This window comes from Mesorhizobium norvegicum (assembly GCF_004919685.1).
Taxonomy (GTDB): domain Bacteria; phylum Pseudomonadota; class Alphaproteobacteria; order Rhizobiales; family Rhizobiaceae; genus Mesorhizobium; species Mesorhizobium norvegicum.
On the sequence record NZ_SMYZ01000081.1, the window covers coordinates 57,197 to 73,684 of the forward strand.

The 16,488-nt window shown below is 58.9% G+C and carries 14 protein-coding genes and 2 pseudogenes; 8 read left to right on the forward strand and 8 right to left on the reverse strand.

Translation table 11 applies throughout. The annotated features are described in order from the left end of the window. Positions 1 to 276: 276 nt before the first annotated feature. Positions 277 to 1,710 carry a dicarboxylate/amino acid:cation symporter gene (locus tag FCU66_RS30395; RefSeq protein WP_136617749.1) on the reverse strand — a complete coding sequence of 478 codons (1,434 nt, stop codon included), beginning with the start codon at positions 1,708 to 1,710 and terminating at the stop codon, positions 277 to 279. A gap of 256 nt (positions 1,711 to 1,966) precedes the next feature. Here FCU66_RS30395 and FCU66_RS30400 point away from each other — a divergent pair, with 256 nt between their 5' ends. The 3 genes and pseudogenes from FCU66_RS30400 to FCU66_RS30410 all read left to right on the forward strand — a co-directional run. Next, the gene (locus FCU66_RS30400; RefSeq protein WP_136617748.1) at positions 1,967 to 3,838 is read left to right on the forward strand and encodes a sensor histidine kinase; all 1,872 of its coding nucleotides are present in this window, start codon (positions 1,967 to 1,969) and stop codon (positions 3,836 to 3,838) included. After that, a complete protein-coding gene (locus FCU66_RS30405) occupies positions 3,835 to 5,202 on the forward strand; it encodes a sigma-54-dependent transcriptional regulator (protein WP_136617705.1) in 1,368 nt (455 codons plus the stop codon). Before FCU66_RS30400 ends, FCU66_RS30405 begins: the two co-directional genes overlap by 4 nt. 77 nt (positions 5,203 to 5,279) lie before the next feature. After that, positions 5,280 to 5,802: pseudogene (locus tag FCU66_RS30410) on the forward strand (IS3 family transposase); the annotation flags it as partial. Positions 5,803 to 6,025: 223 nt separating this feature from the next. Here the strand turns inward: FCU66_RS30410 and FCU66_RS42245 are convergent. Beyond that, positions 6,026 to 6,295, reverse strand: coding sequence for a hypothetical protein (locus FCU66_RS42245; RefSeq protein WP_168991845.1), 270 nt, complete (start codon positions 6,293 to 6,295; stop codon positions 6,026 to 6,028). 67 nt (positions 6,296 to 6,362) lie between these two features. Between FCU66_RS42245 and FCU66_RS42250 the strand changes: the two genes are divergently transcribed. Next, positions 6,363 to 6,500 carry a methionine adenosyltransferase domain-containing protein gene (locus FCU66_RS42250; RefSeq protein ID WP_425462878.1) on the forward strand — a complete coding sequence of 46 codons (138 nt, stop codon included), beginning with the start codon at positions 6,363 to 6,365 and terminating at the stop codon, positions 6,498 to 6,500. Between the two features lie 132 nt (positions 6,501 to 6,632). Beyond that, the gene (locus FCU66_RS30420; protein ID WP_136617704.1) at positions 6,633 to 7,799 is read left to right on the forward strand and encodes an NAD(P)/FAD-dependent oxidoreductase; all 1,167 of its coding nucleotides are present in this window, start codon (positions 6,633 to 6,635) and stop codon (positions 7,797 to 7,799) included. 73 nt (positions 7,800 to 7,872) lie between these two features. On the opposite strand, the pseudogene FCU66_RS30425 reads toward FCU66_RS30420, so the two are convergent. Beyond that, positions 7,873 to 8,267, reverse strand: a pseudogene (locus FCU66_RS30425) (transposase family protein); the annotation flags it as partial. 462 nt (positions 8,268 to 8,729) lie between these two features. Here FCU66_RS30425 and FCU66_RS30430 point away from each other — a divergent pair. The 3 genes from FCU66_RS30430 to FCU66_RS30440 all read left to right on the forward strand — a co-directional run bounded on the left by FCU66_RS30430 (position 8,730) and on the right by FCU66_RS30440 (position 12,003). After that, the gene (locus tag FCU66_RS30430; protein WP_136617703.1) at positions 8,730 to 9,719 is read left to right on the forward strand and encodes a nodulation protein NodZ; all 990 of its coding nucleotides are present in this window, start codon (positions 8,730 to 8,732) and stop codon (positions 9,717 to 9,719) included. 142 nt (positions 9,720 to 9,861) lie between these two features. Beyond that, the gene (gmd, locus tag FCU66_RS30435; RefSeq protein WP_136617702.1) at positions 9,862 to 10,962 is read left to right on the forward strand and encodes a GDP-mannose 4,6-dehydratase; all 1,101 of its coding nucleotides are present in this window, start codon (positions 9,862 to 9,864) and stop codon (positions 10,960 to 10,962) included. Positions 10,963 to 11,049: 87 nt separating this feature from the next. After that, on the forward strand, positions 11,050 to 12,003 hold the full coding sequence (locus FCU66_RS30440; RefSeq protein WP_246094092.1) for a GDP-L-fucose synthase family protein: 954 nt from the start codon (positions 11,050 to 11,052) through the stop codon (positions 12,001 to 12,003). Positions 12,004 to 13,061: 1,058 nt separating this feature from the next. Here the strand turns inward: FCU66_RS30440 and FCU66_RS30445 are convergent. The 5 genes from FCU66_RS30445 to nifB form a co-directional block, all read right to left on the reverse strand. After that, positions 13,062 to 13,973 carry an SIR2 family NAD-dependent protein deacylase gene (locus FCU66_RS30445; protein ID WP_006333887.1) on the reverse strand — a complete coding sequence of 304 codons (912 nt, stop codon included), beginning with the start codon at positions 13,971 to 13,973 and terminating at the stop codon, positions 13,062 to 13,064. 41 nt (positions 13,974 to 14,014) lie between these two features. Continuing rightward, positions 14,015 to 14,227 (reverse strand): putative nitrogen fixation protein NifT, encoded by a 213-nt coding sequence (nifT, locus tag FCU66_RS30450; protein ID WP_027033171.1) that lies wholly within the window; start codon positions 14,225 to 14,227, stop codon positions 14,015 to 14,017. Beyond that, complete coding sequence (locus tag FCU66_RS30455; RefSeq protein ID WP_136617700.1) at positions 14,224 to 14,550, reverse strand: nitrogen fixation protein NifZ; 327 nt, start codon at positions 14,548 to 14,550, stop codon at positions 14,224 to 14,226. Before FCU66_RS30455 ends, nifT begins: the two co-directional genes overlap by 4 nt. Positions 14,551 to 14,639: 89 nt before the next feature. Beyond that, a complete protein-coding gene (locus tag FCU66_RS30460; RefSeq protein WP_136617699.1) occupies positions 14,640 to 14,834 on the reverse strand; it encodes a 4Fe-4S binding protein in 195 nt (64 codons plus the stop codon). 32 nt (positions 14,835 to 14,866) lie between these two features. After that, positions 14,867 to 16,348 carry a nitrogenase cofactor biosynthesis protein NifB gene (gene nifB, locus FCU66_RS30465; protein ID WP_136617698.1) on the reverse strand — a complete coding sequence of 494 codons (1,482 nt, stop codon included), beginning with the start codon at positions 16,346 to 16,348 and terminating at the stop codon, positions 14,867 to 14,869. Between the last annotated feature and the right edge of the window lie 140 nt (positions 16,349 to 16,488).

Here is a 16,488-nt window from a genome sequence, read left to right on the forward strand (position 1 = left end):
AGGTCGATTCAGTAAAATCTGTCATTCCTGCATTGATCCTGTACGCTACCGAATTCTTGTCGTGGCATGGTGCGAGGTAGAAGCCGAAACGTAGAGCGTGGGCGAATTGTTCAGCCGTACCGACGGCTCCGACCCAGCTCCGCGCCCGGTTCCACGAACCGTCGCAAACTTCGGAGGCATTAAGCGCATCATCGATGGCTTGTGTGTCGTGACCGGTGCAAGACCTTCGCAAGGCGCAGATGATTTTGCACCCACTGCATTTCGGGATTCTTGATTTCATCGGCCCGCGAGAGTTTGTTTGGAACCCGCGGCCCGATCGTCCGGCGTTTGGGACCAGCCAGGCGATTCAACTGGCAGCGATGCTGCCGAGTTGCTCGGCGCGGGCGTTGTCAGTGGCTGGCCGGTTGATGTCTCGGCAGGCTGGTGGCCGCAGAACGCAGCTTTCAATTGTGCCTGATCCAGTTCGCCTTCCCAGCGGGCGACGACGAGCGATGCCACCGCGTTACCGACCAAATTCGTCAGAGCCCTGCATTCCGACATGAAGCGGTCGACGCCAAGGATCAGCGCCATTCCAGCAACGGGAACTGCCGGCACTACGGAGAGCGTAGCGGCCAACGTGACGAAGCCGGCACCTGTGACACCTGCTGCACCCTTGGAGGAAAGCATCGCGACGAGCAGCAGCAGGACCTGATCGCCAACTGACAAATCCGTATTCGTCGCCTGCGCGATGAAAAGGGCCGCGAGGGTCATGTAGATATTGGTGCCATCCAGATTGAAGGAATATCCGGTCGGGATAACCAGGCCCACGACCGAGCGCTTGGCGCCGGCCTTTTCCATTTTCTCCATGAGAGAGGGCAGCGCAGCCTCGGAGGAGGACGTTCCGAGGACCAGCAGCAGCTCTTCCTTTATGTAGCGGATAAGAGAAAAGATCGAGAAGCCGTTGTAGCGACAGACTGCACCGAGAACCCCGAATACGAAGAGGAAGGCCGTGAGATAGAAGGTCCCGACCAGCATCGCAAGGTTGGCTACCGAACCGATGCCATATTTGCCAATCGTGAAGGCCATTGCTCCGAAAGCACCGATCGGCGCGGCTTTCATCAAGATGCCGACCAATTTGAAAACGGGTGCAGTGAGGTCCTGAAGGAAGGAAAGAACCGATTTGCCCGATTCTCCGACCATCGCCAGCGCGATGCCGAAGAGGACGGAGAAGAACAACACCTGTAGAATGTCGCCTTCCACAAAGGCGCCGACAATCGTGGTCGGGATCATGTTCATGAGGAAGCCGGTCACGGACTGCTCATGGGCCTTTGAGGCATAGCCATTGACGGCTTGGACGTCGAGCGAGGTCAGATCGATGTTGAGGCCGGCGCCAGGCTGAATGACATTGCCGACGATGAGGCCAACGATAAGCGCGAGCGTCGAGAAGGTGAAGAAATAGACCATCGCCTTGCCGGCGACACGGCCGACCTTCTGAAGATCGCTCATGCCGGCAATTCCAGTCGACACGGTCAGAAAGATAACGGGCGCGATGATCATCTTGACGAGCTTGATGAAGGCATCGCCGAGCGGCTTCAGGTTTTCTCCGATTTGCGGATAAAAATGGCCAACCGCAACTCCGAGGAGGATTGCGACAAGCACCTGCACGTAAGGCTTGGCAAAAAGGGTCTTGCGGGGTGCGCGCTTTACGCTTGGAGCCAGTGGGGTCAACATGTAAGTTTTCTCTCCCTGACCGGTTTGGGGCGGGCTGTTCCTCCCCGCGGCTTCTCCCATCGCGGCGCCCCGGTCGAACGCTGCTGCGTTGTTGACCGCAATAGCCGTGCCAAGCCAAGAGAGCGCGGAAATCGCCGGAGCCTCAGGTATCTTCAACAAATCGCGCAGCAAGATTGTGCGGTTTTCCGCACGGATCGCCTTCCCTTCTGGCGGAACCCCGCACTATGGTTCGTCAATGATCGGTTTTAAGAATACGATGGCAGAAGAAGAAGACATGGGTAATGGCGCCTTCCAGCGCGCCCCATTGGTCTTCCCTGGTAGATCCGGCGGTCGATCTCTCTGGCTTGTGGTTTTGCTTGCAATTCTTGGTGCGGCGCTCTGTTTCGTCGTCTTTGCAACGGGACGCATCGCCGGCACCAGAGCAGAGTATGCCCTACGCGACCGTGCTCTTGCCGCGTTCCCGCTTGCAGCCGACAGTTTGAAAGGAGAGATCGAGAAGCAGCGAATGATTCCGCTGATTCTGGCACGCGACGGTGCCGTTCAGGAGATCCTTCGCAGTCCGAGCACTGCCAACGAAGCCGCGCTTGATGAGAAGCTTCGCGCCATCGCGCGCGACGCCGGCTCTTCTATACTCTACATCGTTAATCCTGAGGGCGTAGCGGTTGCTGCGAGCAACGCCGGCGAGCCGACCAGTTTCGTCGGCAGCGATTACCGCTTTCGCCACTACTTCACCGAGGCGATGGCGGATGGCGCGGCTATGCAATATGCGCTCGGCACGGTTAGCGCGCGCCCTGGTCTCTATCTGTCGAGCCGGGTCGATGGGCCGGAGGGGCCGCTCGGTGTGGTTGTGGTGAAGGTGGAGCTCGACCGCGTCGAGTCGCGTTGGCTGGAGAGCGGCTTCGTGGTCTTCACGACCGATGAGCGAGGCGTGGTTCTTGCCACGAGCGTGCCCCAATGGCGTTTCGGCGCTCTCTCACCGCTTTCCGCAACGGAGAAGCAAACCGCTCGCGATCGTCTGCAGCTACCGGGCGTGACTTTCGAGCCGGTGCCGCTTTCCCGCCGCGGCGACAACTTGGTCACCGCAACTCCTGAGAGTCGATCAGCCGGTTTCGTTGCGGTTTCGCAGGATCTCGGCAAAGCAGTTCCGGGCTGGTGCATGTCGTTGCTCATCCCCGCCGACACCGAGATCTCCTCGGCGGTCATGACAGCCCGCGTGACAACGCTGCTTGCCCTCGTTCTCGTTGGATTCGTCGCTTTCATCATTGTTCGACGGCGGCGGGCGGCCCGGCAGCGCCAAGAAGTGCTTGTGTTGCTGAACGCGGAACTGGAGCATCGCGTCGAACTGCGCACGGCGGAGCTCCAGAGCTCGAACGCAGCGCTCGCCGGTGAGATCGCCGAGCGAGAGAACGCTGAAGCAAGAGTGCGTCGCCTGCGCGACGAACTCGCCCAGGCGAACCGCTTGTCAATCCTGGGACAGATAACGGCCGGGGTCGCCCACGAGATCAACCAGCCGGTCGCCGCAATCCGCACCTATGCTGAAAATGCCGCGCGTCTTCTAGGGATCGGCCGGTCGCAAGAAACCGCCGAGAATCTGACCTCGATCGTCGCCATGACCGGCAGGATCGGCACGATCACTGAAACGCTAAGGTCCTTTTCCCGCCGCGCCAGCGGATCGATGGGACCGATACTGGCGGACGACGCGATCGACGGCGCTCTGTCGCTTCTTTCAGGCCGAATTCGCGATTCCGGGGTGACGATTGAACGGAAGCGGATCGATCCGTCTCCAATTGTCATGGCAAGCCGCATGCGACTGGAGCAGATACTCGTCAACCTTCTCCAGAACGCGCTTGACGCTCTGAAGGATCAACCGGAGCCCCGCGTCGAGATAGCGCTCGCCGAAAACGGGGAAATGGTCGCTATTTCCCTTCGGGACAACGGCCCCGGCCTTGCCCCCGACATTCGCAGGAGCCTCTTCATGCCGTTCGTTACCAACAAGGAAAAGGGTCTCGGTCTTGGCCTGGTCATTTCGCAAGAGATCGCACGTGAGCTCGGCGGCTCGTTGCGGCATGATGATGCCGGCCACGGGAGAGGGACTTCCTTCACGGTCGAGCTGAGGCGAGCGGCATGAGTGCTGAATCAGGACCGGTCATTTTTATCGACGATGACGAGGATGTGCTTCGCGCAGCCACGCAGATGCTGAAGCTTGCCTCGTTCTCACCGAGCGTGTTCGGTTCGGCCGAGGCCGCACTCGCCAGAATCGACGGGAACTTCGATGGCCCTGTCGTGAGTGACATCCGTATGCCCGGGCTGAACGGACTTCAGCTCTTCGAGCGAGTGAAGGCGATCGACCCGGAAATTCCGGTTGTCCTGATCACCGGGCATGCCGACGTCGAGCTGGCCGTTGCCGCCATCAAGGATGGCGCCTACGATTTCATCTCGAAGCCATATGCGAACGACCGGCTTCTCGTGACGCTGCATCGCGCTTCGGAAAAACGGCGCCTGGTCCTGGAAAACAGACGTCTTAGGGATGCGGTTGTCCGATCTGCGGGCGATATCCCGCTGATCGGGGAGGCACCGACCATGATTCGATTGCGCGAAACTCTCCGCCAGATCGCCGATACCGATGTGGATGTCCTTGTGGAAGGCGAGACGGGCACGGGCAAGGAGGTGGTCGCGGATCTGCTTCACCGCTGGAGCAGACGACGCACGAAGCCCTTCGTTGCCCTGAATTGTGGAGCGCTGCCCGAAAGCGTCATCGATAGCGAACTTTTCGGGCACGAGGCAGGCGCCTTTACTGGCGCGCAGAGGCGCAGGACCGGTCGCATCGAGCATTCGAACGGAGGGACGCTCTTCCTCGACGAAATCGAGTCGATGCCGCCAGCACTCCAGGTGAAGCTTCTGAGGGTGCTTGAGACCCGGCAGATCACGCCGCTTGGCACGAACGAAACCCGCAGCATCGACCTTCGTGTCGTGTCGGCTACCAAGGCCGATCTCGGCGATCCGGCCGCCCGCGGAGATTTCCGGGAAGACCTTTATTTCCGGCTGAATGTGGTGACGCTCCGCATCCCGCCACTTCGCGAAAGACGCGAAGACATCCCGATGCTCTTTGGGCATTTCCTGGAACGCGCCTCCAAACGCTTCAGCAGGCCAGTTCCGGACATAAGCGCTGGCGTGCGCGATCGCCTCGTGAGCCACAATTGGCCCGGCAATGTCCGTGAACTCGTGCATTTCGCCGATCGCGTTGCATTGGGACTTGAAAGGCTAGGCACGCCCATTGCACCAGGTCGAAAGGAACAAGCGGTATCAGGCCTCCCCTTGTCCGAGAAGGTCAGCCTTTATGAGGCGACTGTCATCCGCGATGCCTTGCAGGAATGCGGCGGCGACGTAAGGCGCACGATCGAAGTCCTGGGAGTTCCCCGCAAGACCTTCTACGACAAGCTGAAACGACATGGGATAGACACGGCCGATTATCGAAAAACCGCCATTGGCTGAAGCCTTCTTGCTTGCATGTCGCGGAAAAGAAATTTCGCCATTCTCGTCCGACTCAAAGGATGCACTATGGGCTAGGTGAAGCGAGCCTGAGGTCGCTTTCGGAGCGCTATGGCATCAACCCCAAGACGGTCGCGAAGTGGAGAAGCGGAATTCGACCGCCGATCTGTCCACCGGCTCCAGGGAGTCGACAGTTCTGTCTGTCGAGGAAAACCGTTGTTGTGGCCTTCCGCCGCAACAAGGCTGCTGCCGCTCGACGATTGCCTCTACGCGTTGCAGCCGACGTCCCGCATCTGACGCGCTCCCACCGCTGTCTGCAGGCAAGCATCGGCCGATTGCCAGATGTCGACGGCGACAGGCCGGCGAGAAGAGTCGAGAGAATGAACCGGACCATCAAGACGCAACCGTCAAGCGCTTCCACTACGACGATCGCGACCAACTGCGTCGGCATCTTGCCGACTTCGTCGCGGCCTACAATTTCGGCCGCAAGCTGAAGACCCTCAAGGGCCTCACGCCCTGCGAGTTCATCTGGAAGGCATGGGCTTCCCAGCCCGAGCGTTCACTTTCAATCCGCTCCAGCAAATGCCGGGACTAAACATTTAGCAAATGGCGGATGAGGTGCACGATGCAAGTTAGCACGTCGCCTGGGGAAAGGTGCGCCGATCGCCTCCCTCTTGGCCAACCAGTTCCAGCTTGCCGTCTTACCAGGCCCCCGCCAATCTCGTTGCGTTGTTGTTTAGCGTTGCAACAGATCCTTCAAAGAAATTCATGGAATCGTTGCGAGCGCAAATCGCTGTCAATGGTACGCTCATCACAACTTTCGAGATCAGTGGCGGCAGAAATCTGGTGTCGTTTTATGTTCCGCCGCCAAACAGCATTTGCGAAGAGCGCGAAATGACAAAGCCAGCAGGACGAGGGTACCAGCCATGCGCACATCGATTACACCCAAGTCGCCCGCGATACGATACTCGATATTGGCTACGACGATGCCATCGGCTTTGATGGTCGAAATTGCGCCGTCGTTCTGGCTCTCACCGGGCAGTCGCCCGACATCAGCCAGGGCGTTGATGAAGGACGATGGCAGGATCTCGAGCAAGGGCGGGATCAGGGCCTCATGTTTGGATTCGCATGTTTTCGATCTCCGACCGAAAGGCATCATCAAGATGCTTGATCTCTTGCGCCCGATATACCGCAAGACCGCGACGTACGGACACTTCGGCCGTGAAGAGCCTGAGTTCACTTGGGAGAAGACGGACAGAGCCGACGACTTGCTGCGTGAAGCAGGACCGGCAGCTGCGTGAGCGCCGCTGGATCAAGCGCATGCGGCAACCCTTTTCAACTCGCTAGGCCCGCGCACGCCGCGGCACGCGCTTCGACATCATGCTGACGGCTGTGTGATCGACACGGGCGGTTACCGGAAAGGCGACAAAAAAGTGCGTTACGACATCGTTATCATCGGGGGAGCCATCGTCGGCTCTTCGATCGCCTACTATCTGCGCGAGGAAGGGTTTTCCGGCTCGATCGCGCTGATCGAGCGCGATCCGCAGTTCGCGCACGCGGCAACGACGTTGTCCTGCGCCTCCATTCGCCAGCAATTCTCGATCCCGCAGAACATCCGCCTGTCGCAGTTCACCATGAAACTGTTCCGGCGGCTGAAGGAAGAATTCGGCGCGGACGCCGACATCGGTTTTCGCGAGGGCGGCTTTCTCATTCTCGCTAGCGAGAACGGGCTGCCGATCCTGAATGCCAATCACGAAGCGCAGGTCGCCGAGGGGGCCGACATCGTGATCGAGGACGCGGATCAGCTGACGCGCCGCTTCCCTTGGCTGTCGACCGAAGGTATATCCGCCGGCTCCTATGGCCGCAGCGGCGAAGGCTGGTTCGACGCGCATGCGATGCTGACGCTGTTCCGCAAGGCGCTGCGCGGCAAGAACGTGGACTTTATGACCGCCTCGGTCATCGGCATCCAGCGGCAGGGCCACCGTGTCACCAGCGTCAGGCTCGACAATGGCGAGACGATCGAAGCCGGCACCGTCCTCAATGCCGCCGGGCCGAATGCCGGCACGGTGGCTGCCATGGCGGGGCTGGTGTTGCCGGTCGAGCCGCGCAAGCGCAACGTCTTCGTCTTCGAGGCGCGCGACAAATATTCTGATATGCCGCTGCTGGTCGATCCCTCCGGCATCTATGTCCGGCCGGAAGGCTCGGTCTATCTCACTGGCGGCGCCGAACCGGAAGAGGGCGACGGCCCGGCCGACCCCACCGATTTCGAGGTCGACTGGCCGCTGTTCGAAGAGGTGATCTGGCCGGTGCTGGCGACCCGCATCCCCGCCTTCGAGGCCATCAAGCCTACCCGCGCCTGGGCCGGGCACTACGATTACAACACGCTCGACCAGAACGCGGTGATCGGGCCGCACCCCAAGGTGAAAAATTTCCTCTTCGCCAACGGATTTTCAGGCCACGGTCTGCAGCAGGCCCCGGCGGTCGGCAAGGCGCTGGCCGAACTTCTCGTGCATGGCGGCTACCGCACGGTCGATTGCTCCGCGTTTGGGTACAGCCGTGTCGCCGAAGGGCGGGCGTTTAGGGAATTGAATGTGATCTAGCAACAACGGCGCCGCGACGGTCTCCTTTGGTGCCGGCGGGACAGAGGGGCGCGAAGGTTCGCGACAGGCGGTGCCGCGGTACAAAGGCCTTGATGTTTAGCTTGCCCTGTTCGGTTGGGATCTCCGCAATATCAATGTGGAAGAAGCCGATGCTTGCGCTGCAGACATCGGTGCAATGAAGAGCGCGTCAGATGCGGGATCGTCGGCTGCAAGGCCGTAGAGGCAATCGTCCAGCGGCAGCAGTGTGTTGCGGCGGAAGGCCACAACAACGGTCCTCTTCTACGGCAGACAGAACCTTCGATCTCGGCTCCCTGGGGCCGGTGGGCAGATCGGCGGTCGAACTCCGCTCCTCCACTTCGCGACCGTCTTGGGGTTGATGGCATAGCGCTTCGAAAGCGAGCTCAGCTCGCTTACAGCTCGACGCATCGCCTCTTTCTTTGTGGCGCTCCCATGCAGAACCTGGCCCAGTCGAAGCTTCGTGGCCGCGGCCCGCGCTCATGGCCGGCTCACTTAGGTCGATGCTGCGTGCTGTCACCGTGAGGTTCCGCTGGGGTTAGCGGTGCGTCGAGCACAGCGAGAGGGTTCACAGCCAACGCCCTGGAACCCATGTCACTAGCCATCCATGGCGTGGATGCGTTTCATCGAAACAGACGATTTTACCGATGTTACGGCACGATGCATAGAAAGAATTCAAGAATGTAGCAGCCTTAAGGAAAGTGGTTGATGTTTGCGTTGGCTCCGAAGAGCATTTTCTGGTCTGCGCCGAAGACCAGCCCAGGCGCGCGTCCATCGCGGCCAGGCACTTCCGCGACAGACGCAAGCTACATCGCATTGGCACAGCACGACAATCTTCCCCGAATTGCGCAGACGCTTGCCTCAAACGCAGCAGCAAAGCTGAGGCTTGTGGTGTTCTGGAGAGAGGCAATTTAGATGCTTGTTGATCGCTCAAGGAACGATCGGTTCGTTGTTTCTCGACGGCGCACGGGTCTCGGTGATTGCCTGTGGTCTCTCGCGTCGGCTTGGGACTACGCACATCGGACGGGACGAGCTTTAGCAATAGATTGGCGCGGCTCTTGTTACCTTGACAACCCGTTTGCGAATGCCTTTCCAGCTTTCTTCAAGCCAATTGAGGATATCGGTGGTGTACGGGTCATTTGCGATGACCAGATCAACCACGTCTCATTCCCTGGTCCCTTCTTCCCGTCGTGGTGGAACAAGCCATCCATCGACTGCGTGTACCGTCCGGATGAACAGATTTTCCAAGAACGTGACGAGCTTAACGATCTTTTCCAGGCCCAAGATGATTGTGAAGCCAACACGGTAGTGTGTGATGCTTGCTTGATGTGGCGCTGCGATGAAAAGGCCGAGCGAACCATATTTAGGAGCATCGCACCGAGGGTCGAAATTGAGGATCGCATTGAAGCGCTCTACCAGGAACATTTTGACGGGCACAGCATAATTGGAGTCCATGTCCGCCACGGCAACGGCGAAGATATTATGGATCACGCACCTTACTGGGCTGATCCGAAGGTTGCCTTAGAGCAGGTATGCACTGCCATTCGTATGGCCAAGGCGCAAGCGCATTCAAGACCTGTAAGGGTGTTCTTGTGTACAGACAGCGCCAAGGTTGTTGATCACCTGTCGGGCGTATTTCCCGAACTTTTCACCGTCCCAAAACGCTTCCAGGCGGATCAGGCCGGCCCCTTACACAGTGCAGCACTGGGCACCGACGGGGGGTTTTCCGCGCTCGTTGAGATGTATCTCCTCGGTCGATGCGACACTGTTATTCGCTTTCCTCCGACTAGCGCCTTCACCCGCTATGCCCGCCTCTTCGTGCCACGAATTGTCGAATTCGATTTGAATGACCCGCGTCGTTTGATCTTGATCGACAACTCTTTCGAACGTTCCCCGGCTCCATGAAAGGCTGGCATCCCGCTCGAACTCTCCCTTGCCTTCGCGCAGAGGCCCCCGTTCGCCCTGCCCAATACGCCCCTTTCTCGCCACGCAATCCCGCCGCAGGCGAGCGTTTTCATGGGCGCGTCAAAATCAAAAGGATTCAAGCTTGTCAAAGAGAAAAGTAGCTTTAATCACCGGGGTCACGGGGCAAGACGGTTCCTACCTCGCAGAATTGCTTTTAGAAAAAGGCTATTCTGTGCATGGGATAAAGAGACGATCGTCTCTTTTTAATACGGGCCGTATAGACCATCTCTATCATGACCCTCATGAAAGTGGCGTTGATCTTACACTTCACCACGGGGACTTGACAGACTCGTCGAGCCTTACGCGCGTCATCCAACTGGTTCAGCCGGACGAAATTTACAATTTGGCAGCTCAGAGCCACGTTGCAGTCTCCTTTGAAGAACCAGAATACACCGCGAACTCCGATGCCTTGGGTGCGCTGCGTATCCTCGAGGCAATTCGGATCCTGGGGCTCGTCAAGCATACGCGCTACTACCAAGCCTCGACGTCTGAGCTCTACGGGCTGGTGCGGGAGACGCCACAGACCGAGACGACACCGTTCTACCCCCGGTCCCCCTACGCTGTTGCCAAATTGTATGCTCACTGGATCACCGTAAATTATCGAGAATCTTACAATTTGTATGCATGTAACGGCATTTTATTTAATCATGAGTCACCTGCGCGCGGAGAAACATTTGTAACTCGCAAAATCACGCGCGCCTTGACTCGGATTAAGCTTGGAATGCAGCGCACTCTATTCCTGGGCAACCTTAATGCGCGTCGCGATTGGGGGCACGCTCGAGACTACGTCCAGATGCAGTGGTTGATGCTGCAGCAGGAGCAACCTGAAGACTTTGTGATCGCTAGCGGTGAGCAACATTCGGTGCGCGAATTCGTCACCGTCGCGGCCGCTGAACTCGGCATCGATGTTCGTTGGGTGGGGGAAGGGGTCGACGAAGAGGGGTACGATGCAAAGACGGGAGCTCTGATCGTAAAAGTAGATCCCCGTTATTTTCGTCCTGCAGAAGTCGAGACACTTCTCGGCGATGCCCGCAAGGCGAAAGAAAAACTTGGGTGGGAGCCCAAAATCTCCTTCATCGAATTGGTTAGGGAGATGGTTCGGGAAGATTTGCGCATGGCAGAGCGTGAGGCAGTGCTGATGAAGCAGGGTTTTTATTCACACAGTCCACGAGAGTTATGCTGACAACGGCGGCGCCATGCTGGGTTGTTGTCAGTGCTATGGTGGCCTTCTTAAGGAGCGCCCAGAGCGTTAACAATGGAAAACAAAAAGATGAAGAAAGTCTATGTGGCAGGCCATCGCGGCCTTGTTGGATCCGCCACAATGAGAGCCCTCGAGGCGTTAGGATCCTATGAGATAATAACACGTACTCACGACGAACTGGATCTATTTGACCGGAGCGAGACGCGCAGGTTCTTCATGTCGCAGCGGCCAGATTATGTCGTTATGTGCGCCGCAAAGGTTGGTGGTATACTGGCGAACGCTAGCTCCCCTGTCGATTTCCTTCATAACAACCTCGCGATTCAAGTCAGTGTTTTTGATGCCGCTTACGCTTCCGGCGTCGAACGGATGATTTTTCTTGGCTCCTCGTGTATCTATCCACGCGACTGTCCGCAGCCGATACGGGAGGAATACCTTCTCACCGGTCCGCTTGAAGCGACGAATCGTCCCTACGCTTTGGCAAAAATCGCAGGTGTCGAATCGTGCTGGTCTTTCAACCGGCAGTACAAGGCGCGCTATCTCGCGTTGATGCCGACCAATTTATATGGTCCCGGCGATAATTATCACCCCGAAAATTGTCACGTTCTGCCTGCTCTGATACGCCGCTTTCATCAAGCTAAAATGAACGGCGACTCCTCGGTGGGGGTCTGGGGATCCGGAAATCCTCGGCGAGAGTTTATGTATTCGTCGGATGTAGGCGATGCCATTGCGTTCCTGCTTGGTCTGCCAGATTCGGATTTTGACGCCTTGACAGCCCCCGACACTGCGCCCCTGATTAATGTTGGCGTTGGTGAGGACGTCACAATTCGCGAGGTGGCGGAACTCGTCAAGGCGGCGGTCTGCTGGGAGGGCAATTTGGTGTTCGACACGACGAAGCCAGACGGTACTCCGCGCAAGCTACTGGACGTAACGCGCTTGCGTAACCTTGGCTGGAAAGCCAAAACGTCTCTTGGTGCCGGGTTGCAAGCGACGTATGACGATTTTCTTCGCCTTCATGCGGCTTGATGTGGAAGCGCGCATCCAGGTTGGACTGCATGTCCGACCGGGTGCAAGCTCGCCCAGACCGGCCAAACAGATGAGAGGGACGCATACATCCCGAGGCGGCCGCAATAGTGGCCTGTGCTGACGTTGCAGACCGGACCTCTCTGCGACCGCCGATGCAGAGGATCACCCTAAAGCTTGCCCAAGCCAAATGGGAAGGGGAAGGCCGCATAACCGGCCGCACCTGGAACGGCTGTGCGTGAGCGCCGTCAACTCAAGCCGCCAGTTAGAACTGCTCGACCTCGCGGGAGCCGCTGCTTACGAAGCTGGCATCGACAGGAAAGCCAACCAGGCCCGCATCATGCCTTGAGGCAGGCCTTATCCAAGGCGGTGCATGCGGAAATGGCGGGCGTCGACGCATGCTTTTCAACTCGCGCTTAGCCGCAGGCGGGATCGTGTCCCCCTGCGTGGTGGAGCTGGCGGCATTGGTCGCCGTGCTCTCCGGCATGGGCCGGGCTGATCGGATTGGTTCAGTCTGCGTTGTTAGCGCCGAACTCACTCGCCTCAAGGTCATGGCGCCACAAGCGCGGATTCGCGGCGCCATCGGTGCGGGCGTTTACAACTCATGCAGCAGCGGGTCTCGTTGATGGCGAAGCGGGCTGCCCTGAACCAATCGCTCGCGTCTGCGGCGCGCCAAGCTGTCGCGCAACGCGATCATCCTGACGCTCTGGGATGGCAGTGGCAGGTGACCGCCTATGCGGTGAGCACGCTTGGCCTTAGCTCGATTGGCCTCGACCCCAACCGGCCCTGGTCATCGCGCCGTGCCACAGCTTTTACCGCCAAGTGAAGCCGATCAGCTGCGACCGCTCGCCGCGACAACCCTGGCGCCAGACTATGCTCTGCTCGGCTGGTTCGAGCCCGTCGCGGCTGTGTTCATCCGCAGCATCGAATGCCATATCCGCTGCAGCCTCGAATGCAATAACCGTCGTAGCTTTTCAGAGCGCCTCTCGGAGTTGTTGAAAAACCCGGAAGTCAATTGCCCGTTTTACCTTTTCGGCAATGTTGAGGCGTCTGAGAATGGCTCAAACGATACCCCGTTTGGCTTCATGCAATGTCTCGCCCAGTCCGACGAGACGGGCTGCGGCCTGACCCGTCGGCATGTCAATGACCGTGATTGCGCTTGCCGCAAGGAAACGACGCTCGTTCTTGGTCAGCGTCGCTGTATCGATTGCCGCAAAATGTGGGCCATTGGAGCGCTTCATGATCTGCCGGGCATAGGTGCGCAGCATCTGATCGTTGAAGCGGCACCCGATGAAGAAAAGACCACGGCTAGCTCGCCGTTCCTTCACCAGGTCAGGGATCGGCGTCTGGATGTCGATTTCGCTCAGCACTTCAACGTAGTCGGAATCTGCGACGAGGAAGTTTGCGGCCGGCCTGGCACCGCCGTGAGGGGCGTAGAGAACCGTCTTCGCCGCTGGTGCGGATTCGAGTAATATCCCGGACAGATCGTAGGCTTTCGTCCAAATGTCACCGATCTCGTGCGCCCGTGTTACGCCCTGTATTTCGACGACGTCCGTTCGCCGGGTCTGTATTAGAGCCGCGCGCATGGCACCGTCGTACCAGCTGTCGACGATCACGGAGAGCGGCAGCGTTGCAAGCCAGGCATGCAAGATGGTCGGCACCACCGGGGCCGCGAATATTTCGGCCATCCAGACTTGAAGCGTCCGGCGGTGCCGGCGCTGTTCGATATACTGCGCTACCGACCACATGTTGGTGCGAATCTTCGAAGGGGCTGGCGTGCGCTTGTTGAGCGCTGCGGCAACGGCTTCGGGGGTATGCGGTACGGGCGGTCCCGCGGAGCGGATCTCAAGCAAGCCCGGGCCGAGATAGGGGATGACCTGATCGGCCGCGAGCGCTTTCTTCAAAAGGTCAAGCTGCCTTTCGGCAAAACTGTCCCGAATGACGACGAGATGGCCCGAGGTCATTGTGTTCATGCTCGTATCCCTTTGCCGCTCTCTTTGTGTCAACCCGAAGGTCAGTCCTCGCCGGAAATCTTCCTTGCCTCGACGGTAATCGGCAAAGGCGTGTCCCACGGAAGGTCGGGCAGAACTAACCGCCAGCCGTTCTTCAGCGTCACAGCCCCGCCCCATAAGTGTTCGTTGTCGACCTTGATGATCGGCTCTTCGAGATCCTTTTTGGGAATATATGCCGACAAGCCAGCACCGGTCCTGCGGATCATTACCCTCATCGGGCCGTTCCTTTGCTAAAGCCAGCACCGATTTGGGCACTGGAAGGAGTCCGGGCCGTCTCAAGGCTCATGAGTTCACGCGCACGCATGCCGACGACGGTGCCGCGATCGACCCATTCGACCGCATAGATGTAGAACTGCTGGAGAAAGGTGCCGATGTCGCGCACATAGCCCTCGTCGCCTTTGCGCACCAGATTTTCACCGATCTCCTTGCCCGGATAGGTGCCGTCATTTTTTATGTGGCGTGTGGCGCGGACCCGCTCACCCGGCATGAATCGCGGGGGTGTACGGATTTCGATGTCCTGTTCGCGTCCGAGGCTCATGGCCGTTCCTTTCTCTCGGCTGCAGCTTTCCAACAGGAGGTCAATGGTCCTGCGGAGGCGCCTCGACCGTGTCGGTAGCCGAAATGGAGTCAGGCGGGGACGCAAGTCTTCGACACCGGACATACCGAGGCGCATTGCTGCGTTTCGAAGGTCCCCTCGCATTCGGTGCACTTGTTCGGATCGATCACGTAGGTCTCGCCCTTGAACTTAATCGCGCCCGAAGGGCATTCAAACTCACAGGCACCGCACTGGGTGCATTGGGAAGCGATGATCTTAAAGGCCATTTTCAACTCCGGTTCGGTTAGAATGAGGCGGCTCAGGCCGTCGCAGCCAGTGGCTCACTCCCAAACTCGGCGGCGTAAAGCGCGCCGATCGCGGTCTCGATGTAGTCATACCCGTAAGCCTCCGTTGCTCGGATCCCACCTTCCTTGAGACGATCCTCGGGGCAATTTCCAATTCTCGCGCACAGCACGATGTCTACGCCTTCGAGCGTAGAGATGACGCCGTCGAGGCTCTTGTCCTCGGCCCGGCCGCCGAGGCAATACTGTTCGACCTTGCGATGACCGACGAAACTGATCCCTTTCGGAGAGGCCTCATAAACCTGGAATTCCTTCGCATGGCCGAAATGCTCGTTGATGCGGCCGCCACCCTTGGTCGCCACCGCTACCAGAAGCGATTTGCCGGAGCCTGCGGTCTTGACCATCCCGAGCGCCTCGCTCTTGGCCGCCAGGCGATCGCCCCGCTCGCGCGCGACCACTGCCCGATATGTCTCGCGCTTGCTGGCGTCGTACGTGACCTTGTCGGGAAGCCGGTCGAGCGTGAATTCCTGGCCACGATCCTCGCCGAGCAGGCCGACAGCATCGGCCCGGCACTGCCGGCAGTGGCGCATCAACTTGGCGCCGCCTTCGAGACGATCCTGAAGGGCCTTCAGCTCCATTGCCTTGGGGCCGCGCTGCCCACTCAGGCCGTAATGCGTACCGTGCGCCGGGTCGGAAATCAGGGGCATGACATTGTGCAGGAACGCGCCGCGCTCCTTGACCCATTTATTCACCTCGATCAGGTGCTCATCGTTTACGCCGGGGATCATTACCGAATTGATCTTGGTGAGGATGCCGCGCGCCGTCAGCATCTCCAGCCCCGACATCTGTCGTTCGTGCAGGATCGTGGCTGCCTCGACGCCGGTATAACGGCGGTTGTCATAGAAGATCCACGGATGGATCTTGGCACCGATCCGCGGGTCGACCATGTTGATGGTGATCGTCACGTGATCGACATTCATTTCGGCAAGCTCGGCGACGCGGTCTGGCAGCGCGAGCCCGTTGGTTGAGATGCACAGCTTGATGTCGGCGATTTCCTTGGCGACCCGTTGGAATGTCGCCTTTGTGTTCTTCCAGTCGTAACAGGCATCGCCCGGACCGGCGATGCCAAGCACGGAAAGCTGCGGCACTTCGTTGGCAACCCCGATCACCTTGCGCAGCGCCTGGTCGGGCGTCAGCCTTTCCGAAACGACCCCAGGCCGGCTTTCGTTGGCGCAGTCATATTTGCGATTGCAGTAGTTGCATTGAATATTGCAGGCTGGGGCGACCGCCACATGCATGCGCGCGAAATAGTGGTGCGCTTCCTCTGAAAAGCAGGGATGATCCTTGATCTTCTCCCAGACGGCCGAGTCCATCTCGTGCGGCTTCGCGGAGGAGCCGCAGGATGAAGATGCGCAGCCACCGGATTTCGCTCTCGCCGGCGACTGATCGAAGACTGTCGTGCCGGAAAGGCCCTGTAGCGAAATCATCGGTGCGGACATGGAGCGGCTCCGTGTGTGGTGTGAACATCGCACTTCAGAGCGCAAGAGATATGCCAACCCCAAAAGCGGTCTTATCCGTCATGTTGGCTTTTACGTCGGCCTTTTGTGTCCAATTGTGTCCGTTTCCTGCGACACGGTTT

Coding starts and splice junctions, on each gene's coding strand:
- FCU66_RS30395 (WP_136617749.1), bottom strand. CDS start 1,710: ATGTTGACCCCACTGGCTCCAAGCGTAAAGCGCGCACCCCGCAAGACC.
- FCU66_RS30400 (WP_136617748.1), top strand. CDS start 1,967: ATGGCAGAAGAAGAAGACATGGGTAATGGCGCCTTCCAGCGCGCCCCA.
- FCU66_RS30405 (WP_136617705.1), top strand. CDS start 3,835: ATGAGTGCTGAATCAGGACCGGTCATTTTTATCGACGATGACGAGGAT.
- FCU66_RS42250 (WP_425462878.1), top strand. CDS start 6,363: ATGCTTGATCTCTTGCGCCCGATATACCGCAAGACCGCGACGTACGGA.
- FCU66_RS30430 (WP_136617703.1), top strand. CDS start 8,730: ATGCTTGTTGATCGCTCAAGGAACGATCGGTTCGTTGTTTCTCGACGG.
- FCU66_RS30440 (WP_246094092.1), top strand. CDS start 11,050: ATGAAGAAAGTCTATGTGGCAGGCCATCGCGGCCTTGTTGGATCCGCC.
- FCU66_RS30445 (WP_006333887.1), bottom strand. CDS start 13,973: ATGAACACAATGACCTCGGGCCATCTCGTCGTCATTCGGGACAGTTTT.
- nifT (WP_027033171.1), bottom strand. CDS start 14,227: ATGAGGGTAATGATCCGCAGGACCGGTGCTGGCTTGTCGGCATATATT.
- FCU66_RS30455 (WP_136617700.1), bottom strand. CDS start 14,550: ATGAGCCTCGGACGCGAACAGGACATCGAAATCCGTACACCCCCGCGA.
- FCU66_RS30460 (WP_136617699.1), bottom strand. CDS start 14,834: ATGGCCTTTAAGATCATCGCTTCCCAATGCACCCAGTGCGGTGCCTGT.
- nifB (WP_136617698.1), bottom strand. CDS start 16,348: ATGTCCGCACCGATGATTTCGCTACAGGGCCTTTCCGGCACGACAGTC.